The sequence below is a fragment of the Bacillus sp. CGMCC 1.16607 genome, assembly GCF_042683745.1.
In the GTDB taxonomy this organism is placed as follows: Bacteria; Bacillota; Bacilli; order Bacillales; family Cytobacillaceae; genus Pseudoneobacillus.
In genome coordinates this window covers 170688-185105 of record NZ_JBHUJX010000025.1, presented here as the reverse complement: position 1 = coordinate 185105, position 14418 = coordinate 170688, and the positions used below count along the sequence as shown (strand labels likewise).

The window sequence follows — 14418 nt, the reverse complement described above, 5'->3', positions numbered from 1 at the left end:
ACTCCTTTCTTTATGGTTTCAAGACAACTTTGATACAATTATCCATTTTGGTGTCAAAAATTTCATAGCCATGTTTTGCTTCACTTAGAGGAATGACATGACTTACGACATCGCCCGGGTCAATCTTGCCAGTTGTTACTAATTCAAACATGTATGGCATATAGTGAATCACAGGAGCTTGTCCGGAGCGGATATTGACATTTCTCTGCATAATATCCCCAAGAGGGAAACCATTATATCTGCCTCCGTAAACGCCAGTAACTTGAATTGTCCCGCCTTTACGCACTGCTTGTGAAGCCATGATAAACGCACTTAATGCTCCGCCATGAAGCTTCATTCCGCTTGCAAGGAACTCCATATCAGTCATTTTACCGTCCATACCAACTGCATCAATGACAACATCAGCGCCGCCTTTGGTGATTTCCTTCAGGTAATTTCCTACATTCTCATGGTCCTCAAAGTTAACAATTTCTACTTTGTTGGTGCGCTTGGCGTGCTGCAGGCGATAATTGACATAATCAACGGCAATGACTCGCTTTGCCCCTTTTAACCAACAGAATTTTTGAGCAAAAAGACCAACCGGACCACAGCCAAGAACAATAACTATATCTCCATCCTTTACACCTGCATTGTCCACACTCCAAAAACCAGTAGTCATCGCATCGGCAATAACTGCTAACTTTTCATCTGGCTCTTCACAAGTCTCTGGAATTTTGAAATGAGTAAAGTTGGCAAATGGCACTCTTAAATATTCAGCTTGCCCGCCTGGATAACCACCCGTCGTACCAGAATATCCAAAATAGGCACCCATATCACCATTATCATTAGAATTATCACATTGGCTTTCCAAATGATTTCTACAATAAATACATTCCCCACAGGCAATGTTAAAAGGAATAATAACACGATCCCCTTTTTTTACTTTCGTTACATTGGGTCCAACCTCTTCAACAATTCCCATCGGTTCATGACCGATAACATAGTTTTCTTGCAGGTTAGGAATCATGCCATGAATCAAATGTAAATCAGACCCACATATAGCTGTACTTGTTACTTTAATAATCATGTCATCTGGTTTTTCAATCTTTGGATCTGGAACTTCTTTGACTACAACATTTTTAATACCCTGATACGTTACTGCCTTCATTGGTTACAGCCTCCAGTGTTAGTGTTCGTCCGGTGTCCGGTCAAACATACCTTTTCTATTGGTCTCAACAGGGAATAGATTCATTTTGCCAATCATCAATGTATTGTTGGCAGAGAGTTGATCTAGTTTATACTGTTCACTTAATTCGTATGGATGGAACCATTTTTTATTAATCATTAATTCTGTGATTTCTTGGTGCATGGCAATACCTTGCATTAACTGATTTCTTAATATGGTTCTAACATCAGGTGATGCAGACTCCGTTAATGCAACCGCAATATTGCGCACACCTTCTTTGGCACGAAGAAGTAAATCCATCGCAAATGTGGTATCTGCTAGCTCTGGTACGTGTAGCGCGTTTATAGGGTCTAAATAATCTTGGTTCAATGAATTTGCCTCCTTTTCAATCTACTATTGGTGTTGGGCGGTTTTGAGGAACTGGAGCTTCAAAAGGTGCGCGTTGATAAACTGCCTGTAATTCTAAAAGCGCTTGCATGGATTGTTCAACATCTTTTTGCATTAATGCTCTCAAATCATGATCAAATACCAATCCTTGCATTAGTTTTGATTTCGCTAAGCAAAGGGTTTTAAAATTGATAACTTCATGTAAATCTAATGATTCATGATCTGCTAATTTTTGATTATCCATTTCTAATTAACCTCCTTATTCATTAATACAATCAATTGTATTGTTCCAAAAATAGGAGTGGACATTCTTAAATGTTTTTTTTTGTTGGTAAATTATCTTAAATGGTTGGAATATTCATGAAGTGTGGAAATTCATTTATTGTGATAGCTGAGGATCATTGTTGACGGTTTTTTTTCTTGTAACTAAGAAAATGTTCAACCAGAAATATCTGGTTGAACTTTAATACGACAGGAAGACGAAATGCCTTATCCTTTTTACTCTTTTGTTAATTAAGAACCTCCATCTTAAGAAAAATCATATTTATTATTGAAGAGACTTCTTATAACAGACATTGAAAATCTGACCAATAAAAAGGAAAAAGAAAGCGAATAAAAAGTTGTTTTCCAATTCCACCCCTTTTTATATTTAATAAGCTGTGTATTTTTTTCTAGCCATAGCTCAGTAATAGTCATCGGTATACTGAAATACAGAACTTTTAAAAGGCACTGAAGGATACGAGAATCCTTAGTCAGTTGATTATAAAATACACAAGAAATTGGGAAAAGTATGTAATCAAACACCACACTTGTTTTAACTTGTTTTGGAAATCGGGTGGGATATTTAACATAACCTTTATTTACAACCAGTTTATCGACCAATGAGGCATAATAACTTTTTATAAAGAAAACAAGGAGCCAGTCCTTAGCAAGTGGTTTTTTAATTAAGTAAATAAAGGAACTAATACCAAAGAAATATAGCAATTTTATAAGGTTTTTTTCAAAATTTCGACCCATGTATTGCACCTCCATTAGATAGGTTATCTCTGACACGGAAGGTTATACTTAGGACATTCGAAAATTAGATAAGTAAACAATGAATAAACAAGGCTTTATTTTGATATAAAATTGTTCCTAATTATGAACTTTTTCACTTAAACAAATGAGTGCGTTGAGTTAAAGCAGGATTAACTCTATTTTTGTGGACTTAATGAACTATAGAGCAGAGTAGTTGTAAGAAAGAGAAAAGACATTCCTTTGGAATGTCTTTTCTAACAGATATTTCCTTTAGTAGCAATGTCTCTCACAACATCTTCTAAAGTAACATTTCTTAAAACCTTCTCCATTGCCAATTGGGCAGCTGTGAATAATGGTTCAATTGTATTTTGTATGTTCCTTCCTACAAGACAATCAGGATGTGAACTTTCGTGTATGCTAAACAACTCTTTCTCTTGTACAACATTCACTGCCTTATATACGTCGAACAAAGTGATACTAGATAATTCCTTTGCCAGTTTAGCACCTGCAATTCCTGGATTTACTTCTATCAAACCAGCTTTTTTTAACATCCCCATTAGTTTTCTTATAACGGCTGGGTTCGTATTAACACTCTTAGCTAAAAATTCAGAAGAAGTAACTCCTTCATTATTTAATTCAATTAGAGCCAATATATGAATTCCTACTGCAAATCGACTGCTGATAGATATGTTCAGTCACCACCTCTATTAACTAATACTTATATTATTGTTTATCTTCATCGTGTAATTGTTTTGATTACAAGTTTTATTATACCAAAATATGAACAAAATAATAGATATTATTTCACCTGTTGACAAAACAGTTACATGTAACTAAAATAAATACATGTAGTCAATATTGTTACAGATAGAACTTAAACGGAGGGAATATTAATGAAAATTTTAGTTACTGGAGCAACGGGTAAATTAGGTTCAAAGGTTGTAGAATCGTTATTGAAATCTGTACCTGCAAGTAATCTGGTGGTGAGTGTCCGAAATCCAGAGAAAGCACAAGGACTTCGTAAACGTGGAGTGGAAGTTCGGCAAGGCGATTTTGACCGACCAGAATCATTAGATAATGCTTTTAAAGGGATTGACCGATTATTAATTATTTCTGCTGATGGTGACAATGACACAAGAATCCAACAACATGCTAATGCTGTCCAAGCAGCTGAACGTGCAGGGGTAAAATTTATTGCTTACACAAGCTTAGCCAATGCAACAGAAAGCAAAAATTTAATGGCTCCACCTCATGTTGCGACAGAATCAGCTATCATTAAAACGGGTATCCCATATTCCTTCTTACGTAACAATTGGTATTTGGAAAACGAAATTGGAAGCATACAAGGTGCTCTTGCAGGCGCTCCATGGGTAACATCTGCTGGAGAAGGTAAAGTAGGTTGGGCACTACAACAAGATTACGCAGATGCTGCTGCAACAGTCCTTGTTGGAAACGATCACGAAAATACAGTGTATGAACTTTCTGGTCCACTTTTAACTCAAGAAGAATTGGCATCTGCTCTTGGGAATGTATTGGGTAAAGATATACCTGTACAACATGTTAGTGACGAACAATATGCTGAAATAATGAGAGGCTTAGGTTTACCTGATTTTGTGATCCCGATTGTAGTAGGAATTCAAGAAAGCATTCGGAATGGTTCACTAGAAGTAAATAGCAATGATTTCGAGAAAGTTCTCGGTCGTCCAATAACTTCTCTTAACGAAGCACTGAGCCAACTCGTTAATCGAATTTCATAAACAACATAAAAGAATTAAAAGACCGACATTATGATATTATCCCCTTTAAGTAGACAGTGTAAAAAAACCACAAAATTTTTTGTGGATGATCCACTTTTACTTGGAGGGGATTTTTCATGGTTAAAAAAGGGCAGGAGTTTCAAAGTTATACAGATGAATTTAAGCAGTTATGAAATATACCAATAGTAATAAAAGATATACAGTTTTAGGTGAGGAACTTGGGGTTAAAAATTGTACTCAACTAAAGTATGGGTTAGAAAGTGGAAATCTGGAGAACCGTTTGATACACGATCTGTTGGTGAAAATAATCCGCTAAAAAGTAGAGCACGTAAAAAGTTTAATTCGGCAGAAGAAGAAAGAGATTATTTGAAAGAGCAGGTAGACTATTTTAAAAAAGCAGTACCCAAATCTGATAAAGGAGGAGAGGATATCCTACAACGATTAAAGTATGAAATAATAGAAGAACTAAGGGGAACTTACCCTACAAGATGATTGTTAGAAATCTCTAGTGTGAAGCCTGCAAGTTATTTTAAGTGGAGGGGTTCTAGGACAAAAAGACAGCATATAAGAAATCAGGATCAAGATATACCTCGCTATTTGTGTGACCGTATTTTTATTAAGCATTGTAGACAGATTACCTTGGCTTTATAGATCATTAGTAAATGATATTTTTTTAGAGCCCTTATTCATTTTGGACTGTTATCTATGAAAATAATTCTAGTCAATTCACTAATCCTAACCCGAAAAGAAATGAATTATCCTCAATTATGATTCGTTAAGACACGGAGATTCTCGTTGAGTAAAATCTTGTTAATGACTTGATTTGCTGTTTTTTATTATTTTTTATACTTACAATAAAAAACTCAGACCCTACTTTTGTGGTTGACGCTACGGGTGGGGGAGGAAAGATTGCGTTGCAGCCGAATTATCTAATTTCGCAGAGTGCTAATAAAGTAGTTTTGCGAAACTTTGAAGGAGTCATCACATCGTATCCGGAACCTGAGAATTACGTGCCAGGCCGTGCGGATGACTATTTCAATGGAATCTACAATGATCATGAAAAATATAAGTCAAATGTAGGGATAGCCGCAGTCATGAATGACAGTAAATTCAACCTTATCCCAGAAAACTTGAACCGCTTAAATCGTAGACAGAAGTATCAAGAGGATCAATCACATTCCACGTTGAAGGATAAACGTGAGAAACGTGATGAGTTGAAGGAGAAGAAGTTTCAGGCACAACAGAATAAAGCAGTTGTTAGCCAGGAAGTCCCAAAGGAAGGCTTGAAAGTAAGTGAATAGGGGTGTGAGTATGGACAGATATTGCGAATGGTGTGAAGGTAAAGCGATCAATGGAGAAGGAACGGTTTATTGGGAGTTGCCGGATGGCTCAAGAGCGATTGAAATTATAGCAACGCCTGCTGTAATTTGTAAGGAATGTGACATGGTGTATCAAATTGACGATGTAACAAAAGAAATTGAGGATCAATTGTTTTTGATTGATACAAAAAAGATTGGTAGTTCGATAAGTTTTAAGGAACTAATGGAGCTGCCTAGATTGTTGAAGAGAAATTATTTTGATTTTAGTTCTTAATATGTTTTCATAGTTACTTTAGGGAGCTTATTTTGTTTACCTACTCAACACATATTGAGTGCGTGTCACAGATAGTTTTGAGGGAAAATTAACCAGGTAAAATTGTAAACCGATAAATAATTGTCGGCGTGCCGTTTCTGTCTACATCAATACGTTCAACAAAGTGATGGAGTATCTCCTCGGTTACTTCATTAAGAGGCAAGAAACGGTTTATTGTGTTCCGGAGGTTTTCAATTCTTCCAAGAAATTCATCATGTCGGAGTGAGGCTTCAAGCCCACTCCTTTTAATATTTAATTCATTAATTCGACCTTGATGTTCATCAGCAACTTCACGGTATTCTTCATGAGTGATTTGTTTTTCTGCAAGCATCTCAAGGTAACGTTTCTTTTTGGCTTTAGAAGCTTTAATCTCATTTTCAATGTTGTTTAAAATTTGAGTAACTTGCTTTTGTTTCTTTTGAGCATCTAAGGCAAGGGTATTTAGGTATTCCTTATCGTTAATAACTTGAGCCATTTTTTTAATATCAGAAAGGATTGTTTCTTTTAAATCTTTTTCTTTTATTGTTCTTTGAGTGCAAGCAATTTTTCCATGACGAGCGTAACTCCCGCAAATGTAGCCGGTTCGATTTTGCCTATACCACATACCCGCTCCACAATCAGAGCAAAATAGGACATTTGTAAAAAGATGCTTTTTTACCTTCGTATAATTTTTCTTGCGACTTCTCATTAGCTCTTGTACGGTATCAAAGGTTTCTCTTGGAATGATTGCCGGGTGTGTATTTCTTACAACAATTTGGTTTTCTTCAGGAATACTGTGCCTGGACTGGGAGGTGACACTTCTTGTAGTCTCTCTTCCCTGAACTAAATCACCTGTATAATGCGGATTACTCAGGATGGTCTTAATAGTTGGGTGATTTTTTTCTCTTGTGGATTAGGTTTGATGGTCTTCCAACCCGCCTTCATCCATGCCCTTGCCTGAGAATGCGTTTTATCATTCCTCCAATAAGCATCATAAACTAAGGCAGATTCCGGAAGCTTATTTCTTAATATCTTTTCAAGTTCTTCAAATGTAAGAGTAATTTGCGAAACACCTTTTTTAGTATTTAAAAAATCAAATAATATAGACCAATTAACCCTGGACAATTGATTCCTTCCTTTCCTTTTACAATAATTCCTTTTTTTACAAGAATCTTATATTAAGAGAGGAATGTCAATCCTACATGAAGCGAAAAAACAACAATTATAGCAAATTATTATTGGTCTTTGTTGAATATTTTTGAAAAGTTAGATTGGTAAAAATTAATCATAAAGGCGAATGAAAAAAGTTCGATTTTCCGTCCATTTTAAAGACGAATTTTATAAAATGACGATACAAAGTTGATAAACAAGGTACATGGAAATCCTTTTGATGATTAAAGCAAATCTCAAATAAAAAGCAAAAAGCGACATTATAGCAAATTAGCTTTCGCTTTTGTGGGAATTTCGAGAAAACCTTTGCTCAAAAAAATTATTTTTGATTTTTAAAAAATAATTTCGATTTTCCATCCATTTTAATTTTCAATTTTGTATTATGACAATACCAAGTTTGGAAAACAAATTGACTAGTTAAAAAAAACAACTAGATTGGAGTAACAACCATGAAAATGCAAATCAAAGGTCCTGCTCAAAGGATTAGAAATAGTAACAATAGAAAGGTAGAGTACATAAGATGATCGCCCAAATAATGTTATGCAAATATGATTCAAAATACGATTCTACATTAATGCATTTTTATTTACCTGAGGAACAGGCACAATTTACAGGATTGCCGTTAGAAATGCTTCATACAGCAAAAAATGATAATAACAGAAATCCTATAGTGATTTTAAATGACTCTGAACCTGTAGGCTTTTTCGTTCTTTGTACAGGTGAATTAGTCTTTAATTACACGGCAAATCCAAACGCATTATTATTAATTGCATTCTCTATTAATCATTCTAATCAAGGGAGGGGCTATGCCAAGGATGGCTTAAAACAGTTAAGAAACTTCATTGTCCAAGAATTTCCCGATAAGAATGAAGTAGTACTAGCTGTAAATTGCAGAAACGTTCCTGCTCAAAAACTTTATGAAAAGGTAGGTTTTGCGGATACAAGTAAGAGAAAAATAGGGAATAATGGTGAACAAATGATTTTATCGCTTCAATTATAATGCTTTATTGAGCATACAATAGGTTTAAGATTAAAACTCTTAAGGATTATTACTTTTTGAAATTTTAAACTTTTCATAATACGAGATAGTTTGGGGAATAGAAATGTGCAAATGGAGAGCGGAAGATTATTTTAAGGAAGTTTATTCGGATATGGAAAGTAAGCGATCTAATATTGGAATCGCTAATTTAATGAATGATAAACAATTTAATCTCATTCCTGAAAACTTAACAAGCTTAAATCGACGTCACGATTAGGAGCATAACCCATCCCATTCGTCATTAAAGATAAGCGTGAAAAACGTGACGAATTGAAGGAAAAAAAGTTTCAAGCACAACAATCGAAACAAGATCCTAATGAAGTGCCACTAAGGCAGGATAGGGGGGATATTGCCGGAAGAAGTGTTAGAGGAGGTTGATTCAGTATATTGGGAGCTTCCTGACGGTTCCCGGGCGATCCAAATTGAGAAAACTCCCTTTAGTTAAATGTAAAGACTGTGAGATGAACTACCAAAGTGAACAGATTACAAAAGAAATTGAAGACCAATTGCTTTTAATCGATACGAAGCAAATTTGCGCTAAAATTTCCAATATAGACTTAATGAAAATTCCCAGATTATTAAAACGAAATTACTTTGATCTACGAAGTAGTGGAGGTTGAAATGGCCATTCTTTTATCGAATGGTCATTTTTGGCTTTATTTTGTATATAGACAATCATTGATCTAATCGTTTATAGTTATGGGAAAAATACGGAAAGGCGTTTAAATTATGAATCGTTCTTTTTATCATTACTTGATGAAGTATCGCCATCCCGAGCCACAGGATGATATTAGTCGTTTTGCAAATGATGCTTTTTTAGATCATGGATTTCCGAAAAGTTCTACAGATTACGATGAAATTAGCTCGTATCTTGAATTAAATGGTCATTATTTAGAGAATATGTCCATTTTTGATGAAGCGTGGAGTCTTTACTTAATAGAAGATAAAAAATAATGCGAATGCCTCTTCCAAATGGATGAGGTATTTTTTGGATTAGAACGAAAAGCTTTTCATTATCATGTTCAATTTCAAAGCATATAATAATATACTCACTTCACGACGAATCATTGGGAGGGTAGACAAAATGGGAAAAAAGAAAAAACCAAAATTTGCAATCGGTGATACAGTCGTGATTAAGGCTTATGGAACGGTAGGAAAAATTACAGATATTAAATCGATCGATGGGACTTACATTTATGAAATAAATAAGGATGTAGGATTGTTTGTGGAGGAAAGGCTCCAATTACTATCTGAATATGAAGATAAAGTTATCGAAAAAGAACAAATTGACATTGAATATCAATTTTATTTTGGAGATTTAGTCCAAGTGAAGGACTATGGGACAGATTTGTTTAAAATCGTAGGATTTCGAACGGAGATTTGGCGGTATAAGGAAGATGCGTGGGAAGACGTTATTTATGAGCTTTCAAGAATTTCCGACGGAGAGTGGCTTGAGGCAAATGAGGATGAAATATCTTTAGTGGCTGAAGCTGATCAAGCAGAAGTCTTTATCCAAAAATTAGGGTATTTATACATGGCGAATATAAATAAAAATACATTGAAGCTTCCCGAACCAAAGAAGAAACCCAGTCCCCATGTTAAAAGTGAAGAAGAACAAAAAAGAATCATCGACAATTTGTTAGATGTTTATAACGATTATGAACTATTATCTGCAATGTTTCGTGACCCAGAATATGATAAGATAAAAAAAATGATCTTGCGTAAATTAAAGAAGCTGACTAATAATGACGATAAAAGCACCGTTTAAAAAGCCTTAATTAGGAAATATAAGAAAATAGGAATAGCTAGAAGAATTGTTCCTTTAAAAAGGTAAGAAGTAAATATAGTAAAATAAGTTAAAATGGCCCCATCTTGATTATTAACATCTTCTTTAAACTTTTCCATCCAATATTTCATGCAAATTCCTCCTGCCAATCATTTTTATCATATATATGCTTGTCCAAATGAATTATTCTTTTTACTTTACAGATTGAACAAAGCTTTTCTAATTGGTAAGTAACTGTCATCAAAATGGTAATAATGGCATACATTCACTAGAAAGGGGGGAGATGCGATGAAAGAAATGGAAGTATTTATTGATACGGAGGAAATTGCGGAATTTTTCTTTCACGAGCTTGTCAGACGTGGTTATGTTCCAACCGAGGAAGAGCTTGAAGAAATCGCGGATATCACCTTTGAATATTTATTAGAAAAATGCATTATTGATGAAGACGTCAAGGAATAATTAATAAAGAAGAATATATTTGAATGAATAATTCTAAGGCTACATGTGTTTACAAAAGCGAGTGATTGGAGCTCGCTATTTTTTTTGAAAAAATAATGAAACTTTTTCAGTTTAAAGTCGTACATATGAGTAGAAGTTATTATGAAAAAAAGCGGGGGATATTGATGTCATTTTTCAATAAAGTATTTGCAAGTGTTGGTATTGGTTCTGCAAAGGTAAATACAAAACTTGAATCTGATACATTGACAGCTGGCGATCAAGTAAAAGGTGTTGTTGAAATTCAAGGAGGTAATATTGAACAAAAGGTTGATGGAATTTATTTAGCATTACATACCACATATGTGAAGGAATCAGATGATAAGAAATACACAGTTTCAGCACAAATCGATCGGTTCCCATTGGCAGAATCTTTTACCATTCAACCGAATGAAAGAAAAGAGATTCCTTTTGCCTTTCAATTACCATCAGACACTCCAATTTCATTAGGTAGAACAAAAATTTGGGTTTCAACAGGTCTTGATATTAAAAATGCAGTGGATCCTTCGGATAAGGATTATATTAAAGTCTTACCGAATCGATTAATGTCTTCTGTATTTCAAGCGGTAGAGGATTTAGGTTTTCGTATGCGTGAAGCAGATTGTCAACAAGCATCTCATCGTTTAAGAAAACGACTTCCGTTCGTTCAAGAATTTGAATTTGTGCCAACTTCAGGACCATTCCGTGGTAAATTAGATGAGCTTGAACTTGTATTTTTTGCTCATTCGAATGATCAAATGGATATTTACATGCAAGTTGACCGTCGAGCGAGAGGGCTAGGTGGATTTTTATCAGAAGCACTAGAGATGGATGAAACAAATGTGAAAATGACTGTTTCGACAAGTGATATACCAAATTTACGTTCAAAACTTCAAAGTGTCATTGAAAAATACTCCTAAACGGGATGGATGCTCTTATAGCAAGGGCATCCTTTTTATTGAAAAATCTGTCGGAAAAATTTTTACATCCGACAAAAATAGAAGAAATATGCTAAAGGAATCGACAAGCTCTACCTCTAACTTAAGTAATTAAATAATTACAAATAGGGGTGGTATAAATTGTTAAAGATTAAGCTTAAATTAATCAATCATTCTTATGATGTAACGATCTTTCAGTCACCGCAATTTTTGCAGCAAAAAGGTTATAAAGCTGTGTATCGGACAACTTTAAGTGGTAATAACCATCGAGATTGTCTTGATCATGCTTTTCGATTATTTAATGTAGCAGATCTGATGCCACCAGATTATGAAGGGACTTATATACGAACAGGAGACATCATTCTAATTGATGATGGTTGGCAAGGAAAGCACTATTATCAATTACAAACAGGTGGATGGACGAAAATTAGTCGGATTCTGGTAAGATAAATAAATCCCAAAGTGATATATCACTTTGGGATTTATATCGTTTAGCTAATCAGAATTTATATCCATAAAATCTGAACGCATAACTGCAACTACCCCTCTGTCTTCGCCTAAAGGCTTGCCAATCGGCGAGTTTACTTTATCTTTTCCGTCCTGTAGCGCTATTTTCTTTTGCATGAGCTTCATGTTCAGCAACTATCGCTTCTGCAGGGATATGATTGTTCTTTTTCGGTTGATTCACACGATTTCGATGTTTCTTACCCATCAAGATTCCTCCTTACTTAGGGTTTTTCATTTTATCTCTATTTGTAGGGGGTTGACCGTTAGAGCGCGATGTTGGGTTCGTCTCATTTGCATGCTGGACTGCTTGTTGAAGTTTTTTACTCATTTTTTGATTAGGCATGTAGTATCCCTCCTTTGGATAATCTAAAATTAGCATTTCCTTTAAAGATAAAAAAATGCTTAAGTAGTTTTTTGATGTGAATGATTATGTTATATTGGATTTGTAGGAAGTCTGACAACTATTAATTTGAATGGAGGATTTTAAATGAGTATTCATATAGGAGCAAAAGAAAATGAAATCGCAGACACGGTATTATTACCAGGAGACCCACTCCGTGCAAAATATATTGCTGAAACGTTTCTAGAGGATGCACAATGCTATAACGAAGTAAGGAATATGTTTGGTTTTACAGGTACATATAAAGGAAAACGCATTTCTGTTCAAGGTACAGGTATGGGAATTCCATCCATTTCAATCTATATTACTGAATTAATGCAAAGTTACAATGTACAAAAGTTAATCCGTGTTGGTACTTGTGGAGCAATTCAAAAGGATGTAAAAGTAAGAGATGTCATTTTAGCTATGAGTTCGTCCACTGATTCACAAATAAACAGATTAACATTTGGTGGTATTGATTTCGCTCCAACTGCTAACTTTGAATTATTAAAAAATGCTTATGATATTGGTTTACAAAAAGGTTTAAATTTAAAAGTAGGTAATGTATTTACGGCAGATTTATTCTACAATGATAGTGCTGATTTAGAGAAATGGGCTCAACACGGAATTCTTGCTTTAGAAATGGAGACAACTGCATTATATACAATGGCAGCCAAATTTGGTCGTCAAGCACTTTCTGTTTTAACGGTAAGTGACCATATTCTTACTGGAGAAGAAACAACATCAGAAGAACGTCAATTAACTTTCAATGATATGATTGAAGTAGCTCTTGAAGCAGCAACTAAATAATAAAAATGAAAAGGTAAGCTTACAAAAAGCTTACTTTTTTCTTTTCTAAAATAATAATTAAGACCATAGACTCTTTGACGAATAGTGTTAAAATAGTTATATTGCAATTATGGGTAGAATGATTAAGAAAAGCGCGGGGCGCCTTAGACAGCCCCGACAAGCAAATGCTTCGCTAGCCGGAAAGTCGTTCTTTGACTTTTTGGCTGGCGAACATTTGACCTCGAGGTCGACAAGAGCTCGGGCGTCCGGTCGCATTGTCGACACTAGTACATCCTGTACGTCGGGGCTAGGACGCTTGCGCTGGACAATTTTCGAAGTCCGAAAATGTTATACTTTCTTATTTTTTTAAAGAGACAGGTGGAAGACATGAAGAAATTAATGTTATTTAGTACTACAACTATTTTACTCCTTTCATCAGGTTGTACTAGGTTGGATTCATATATTGATAAAATTCCTTTTTTTAGCGCAGAGAAGGAAGGGAAATATGTAAAAGAGGATGAACATCATTCTGCTGAACTAAAGGAAGAAGATTCTAATTCGAAACAAGCAAGTGACCCTACAGAAACGAATTCGAATAAAGAGCCAGTAACTTCTGTTGAAGAAGAAATGGAAAATGAAATCACATTAGAGGGAATCTTTTTTAATCAAATTAAAGAAGTGAATGGTTTGAATATTATTCAAAACCCTGAAAATACGATGGCATTAGTCAATAAACAATTTGGACTCCCAAACACTTTTTTACCAAATGATTTAATGCGTCCAGCAGTCACTTTCTCATTTGGTGACCAAAAGCTTGAAAAGAGTATGCTTAGAAAGAAAGCAGCAGTGGCATTAGAAGCTATGTTTGCTGACGCAAAGAATAATGGGATCGAACTTTTTGCGGTCTCTGGATACCGTTCATATGCCTATCAAGACATGTTATTTAAAGCGGAAGTAAAAAAGGTAGGGAAAGAAAAGGCAATGGAAGCAGTTGCTTACCCAGGTCAAAGTGAACATCAAACGGGACTATCAATGGATATATCTAGTAAAAGAGAAGAAATGCTTCTTACTGAAAACTTTGGAAATACACCGGAAGGGAAGTGGCTTGCAGAAAATGCCCACCGATTTGGTTTTATATTAAGATATCCTAAAGGAAAAGAATCTATCACCGGCTATCAATATGAACCATGGCATTTTCGATATGTAGGCACGGAAGCATCCGAAGATATATACGAAAATCAATGGACCCTTGAAGAATACTTTAACAACGTCAAAAAAATATAATAATTTAACGCGTTAAAGCACTGGGGGTCAGTCCCCCGGTGCTTTAATGTGTTAAAGTAAATGGTGTTTTTTTCTTTTTCATTTTTCTTTTTTATTTTAGGGTGAAAAATGTTAT

22 protein-coding genes and 2 pseudogenes are annotated in these 14418 nt (G+C 34.9%); 14 read left to right on the top strand and 10 right to left on the bottom strand.

Annotation, left to right across the window (positions count from 1 at the left end; genetic code table 11):
- Positions 1-10: 10 nt before the first annotated feature.
- The 5 genes from ACFSO7_RS17295 to ACFSO7_RS17275 form a co-directional block, all read right to left on the bottom strand.
- Complete coding sequence (locus ACFSO7_RS17295) at positions 11-1147, bottom strand: zinc-dependent alcohol dehydrogenase (protein ID WP_377878586.1); 1137 nt, start codon at positions 1145-1147, stop codon at positions 11-13.
- A gap of 18 nt (positions 1148-1165) precedes the next feature.
- Positions 1166-1534, bottom strand: coding sequence for a spore coat protein (locus ACFSO7_RS17290; protein ID WP_377878585.1), 369 nt, complete (start codon positions 1532-1534; stop codon positions 1166-1168).
- Between the two features lie 16 nt (positions 1535-1550).
- Positions 1551-1796 carry a spore gernimation protein GerQ gene (locus ACFSO7_RS17285; RefSeq protein WP_377878584.1) on the bottom strand — a complete coding sequence of 82 codons (246 nt, stop codon included), beginning with the start codon at positions 1794-1796 and terminating at the stop codon, positions 1551-1553.
- Between the two features lie 284 nt (positions 1797-2080).
- Positions 2081-2569: a CBO0543 family protein gene (locus tag ACFSO7_RS17280; RefSeq protein ID WP_377878583.1), complete on the bottom strand. Its 489-nt coding sequence runs from the start codon at positions 2567-2569 to the stop codon at positions 2081-2083.
- 254 nt (positions 2570-2823) lie between these two features.
- Complete coding sequence (locus tag ACFSO7_RS17275) at positions 2824-3258, bottom strand: Rrf2 family transcriptional regulator (protein ID WP_377879462.1); 435 nt, start codon at positions 3256-3258, stop codon at positions 2824-2826.
- Between the two features lie 204 nt (positions 3259-3462).
- Here ACFSO7_RS17275 and ACFSO7_RS17270 point away from each other — a divergent pair, with 204 nt between their 5' ends.
- The 4 genes and pseudogenes from ACFSO7_RS17270 to ACFSO7_RS17255 all read left to right on the top strand — a co-directional run bounded on the left by ACFSO7_RS17270 (position 3463) and on the right by ACFSO7_RS17255 (position 5919).
- Positions 3463-4326, top strand: a complete 864-nt coding sequence (locus ACFSO7_RS17270) for an SDR family oxidoreductase (protein ID WP_377878582.1) — start codon at positions 3463-3465, stop codon at positions 4324-4326.
- A 231-nt stretch (positions 4327-4557) separates the two neighbouring features.
- Positions 4558-4818: a hypothetical protein gene (locus ACFSO7_RS17265; protein ID WP_377878581.1), complete on the top strand. Its 261-nt coding sequence runs from the start codon at positions 4558-4560 to the stop codon at positions 4816-4818.
- A gap of 377 nt (positions 4819-5195) precedes the next feature.
- Positions 5196-5627, top strand: a pseudogene (locus ACFSO7_RS17260) (lysine 2,3-aminomutase); the annotation flags it as partial.
- A gap of 10 nt (positions 5628-5637) precedes the next feature.
- Positions 5638-5919 carry a YokU family protein gene (locus ACFSO7_RS17255; protein ID WP_377878580.1) on the top strand — a complete coding sequence of 94 codons (282 nt, stop codon included), beginning with the start codon at positions 5638-5640 and terminating at the stop codon, positions 5917-5919.
- Between the two features lie 88 nt (positions 5920-6007).
- Here the strand turns inward: ACFSO7_RS17255 and ACFSO7_RS17250 are convergent, their stop codons facing one another.
- Both ACFSO7_RS17250 and ACFSO7_RS17245 read right to left on the bottom strand, forming a co-directional pair.
- On the bottom strand, positions 6008-6811 hold the full coding sequence (locus ACFSO7_RS17250) for a recombinase zinc beta ribbon domain-containing protein (protein ID WP_377879461.1): 804 nt from the start codon (positions 6809-6811) through the stop codon (positions 6008-6010).
- Positions 6808-7062, bottom strand: coding sequence for a DUF7662 domain-containing protein (locus ACFSO7_RS17245; RefSeq protein WP_377878579.1), 255 nt, complete (start codon positions 7060-7062; stop codon positions 6808-6810). The genes ACFSO7_RS17250 and ACFSO7_RS17245 overlap by 4 nt, the downstream gene beginning before the upstream one ends.
- A 565-nt stretch (positions 7063-7627) precedes the next feature.
- On the opposite strand from ACFSO7_RS17245, the gene ACFSO7_RS17240 reads away from it, so the two are divergent.
- From ACFSO7_RS17240 to ACFSO7_RS17220, 5 genes and pseudogenes are all read left to right on the top strand, one after another.
- Positions 7628-8107, top strand: coding sequence for a GNAT family N-acetyltransferase (locus ACFSO7_RS17240; RefSeq protein WP_377878578.1), 480 nt, complete (start codon positions 7628-7630; stop codon positions 8105-8107).
- A gap of 103 nt (positions 8108-8210) precedes the next feature.
- Entirely contained in the window at positions 8211-8363 is a 153-nt protein-coding gene (locus ACFSO7_RS17235) for a hypothetical protein (RefSeq protein WP_377878577.1), read from the top strand.
- Between the two features lie 120 nt (positions 8364-8483).
- Positions 8484-8766 (top strand): annotated as a pseudogene (locus tag ACFSO7_RS17230) (YokU family protein).
- Positions 8767-8875: 109 nt separating this feature from the next.
- Positions 8876-9100 (top strand): YozE family protein, encoded by a 225-nt coding sequence (locus ACFSO7_RS17225; protein ID WP_377878576.1) that lies wholly within the window; start codon positions 8876-8878, stop codon positions 9098-9100.
- Positions 9101-9230: 130 nt separating this feature from the next.
- A complete protein-coding gene (locus ACFSO7_RS17220) occupies positions 9231-9914 on the top strand; it encodes a hypothetical protein (protein WP_377878574.1) in 684 nt (227 codons plus the stop codon).
- On the opposite strand, the gene ACFSO7_RS17215 is transcribed toward ACFSO7_RS17220, so the two are convergent.
- Positions 9911-10063: a hypothetical protein gene (locus ACFSO7_RS17215; protein ID WP_377878573.1), complete on the bottom strand. Its 153-nt coding sequence runs from the start codon at positions 10061-10063 to the stop codon at positions 9911-9913. The genes ACFSO7_RS17220 and ACFSO7_RS17215 overlap by 4 nt on opposite strands.
- Positions 10064-10220: 157 nt before the next feature.
- Between ACFSO7_RS17215 and ACFSO7_RS17210 the strand changes: the two genes are divergently transcribed.
- The 3 genes from ACFSO7_RS17210 (at position 10221) to ACFSO7_RS17200 (ending at position 11794) form a co-directional block, all read left to right on the top strand.
- Entirely contained in the window at positions 10221-10391 is a 171-nt protein-coding gene (locus ACFSO7_RS17210) for a YozD family protein (RefSeq protein ID WP_377878572.1), read from the top strand.
- 164 nt (positions 10392-10555) lie between these two features.
- Entirely contained in the window at positions 10556-11326 is a 771-nt protein-coding gene (locus tag ACFSO7_RS17205; RefSeq protein WP_377878571.1) for a sporulation protein, read from the top strand.
- A 159-nt stretch (positions 11327-11485) separates the two neighbouring features.
- The gene (locus ACFSO7_RS17200; RefSeq protein WP_377878570.1) at positions 11486-11794 is read left to right on the top strand and encodes a YodL domain-containing protein; all 309 of its coding nucleotides are present in this window, start codon (positions 11486-11488) and stop codon (positions 11792-11794) included.
- 136 nt (positions 11795-11930) lie between these two features.
- On the opposite strand, the gene ACFSO7_RS17195 is transcribed toward ACFSO7_RS17200, so the two are convergent.
- Together ACFSO7_RS17195 and ACFSO7_RS17190 are read right to left on the bottom strand one after the other, a co-directional pair.
- Positions 11931-12056 (bottom strand): hypothetical protein, encoded by a 126-nt coding sequence (locus tag ACFSO7_RS17195; protein WP_377878569.1) that lies wholly within the window; start codon positions 12054-12056, stop codon positions 11931-11933.
- A gap of 12 nt (positions 12057-12068) precedes the next feature.
- The gene (locus tag ACFSO7_RS17190) at positions 12069-12194 is read right to left on the bottom strand and encodes a hypothetical protein (RefSeq protein WP_377878568.1); all 126 of its coding nucleotides are present in this window, start codon (positions 12192-12194) and stop codon (positions 12069-12071) included.
- A gap of 144 nt (positions 12195-12338) precedes the next feature.
- Here ACFSO7_RS17190 and deoD point away from each other — a divergent pair, with 144 nt between their 5' ends.
- On the top strand, positions 12339-13040 hold the full coding sequence (gene deoD / locus ACFSO7_RS17185; RefSeq protein WP_377878567.1) for a purine-nucleoside phosphorylase: 702 nt from the start codon (positions 12339-12341) through the stop codon (positions 13038-13040).
- Between the two features lie 366 nt (positions 13041-13406).
- Positions 13407-14303 (top strand): M15 family metallopeptidase, encoded by an 897-nt coding sequence (locus ACFSO7_RS17180; protein WP_377878566.1) that lies wholly within the window; start codon positions 13407-13409, stop codon positions 14301-14303.
- Positions 14304-14418: the final 115 nt, after the last annotated feature.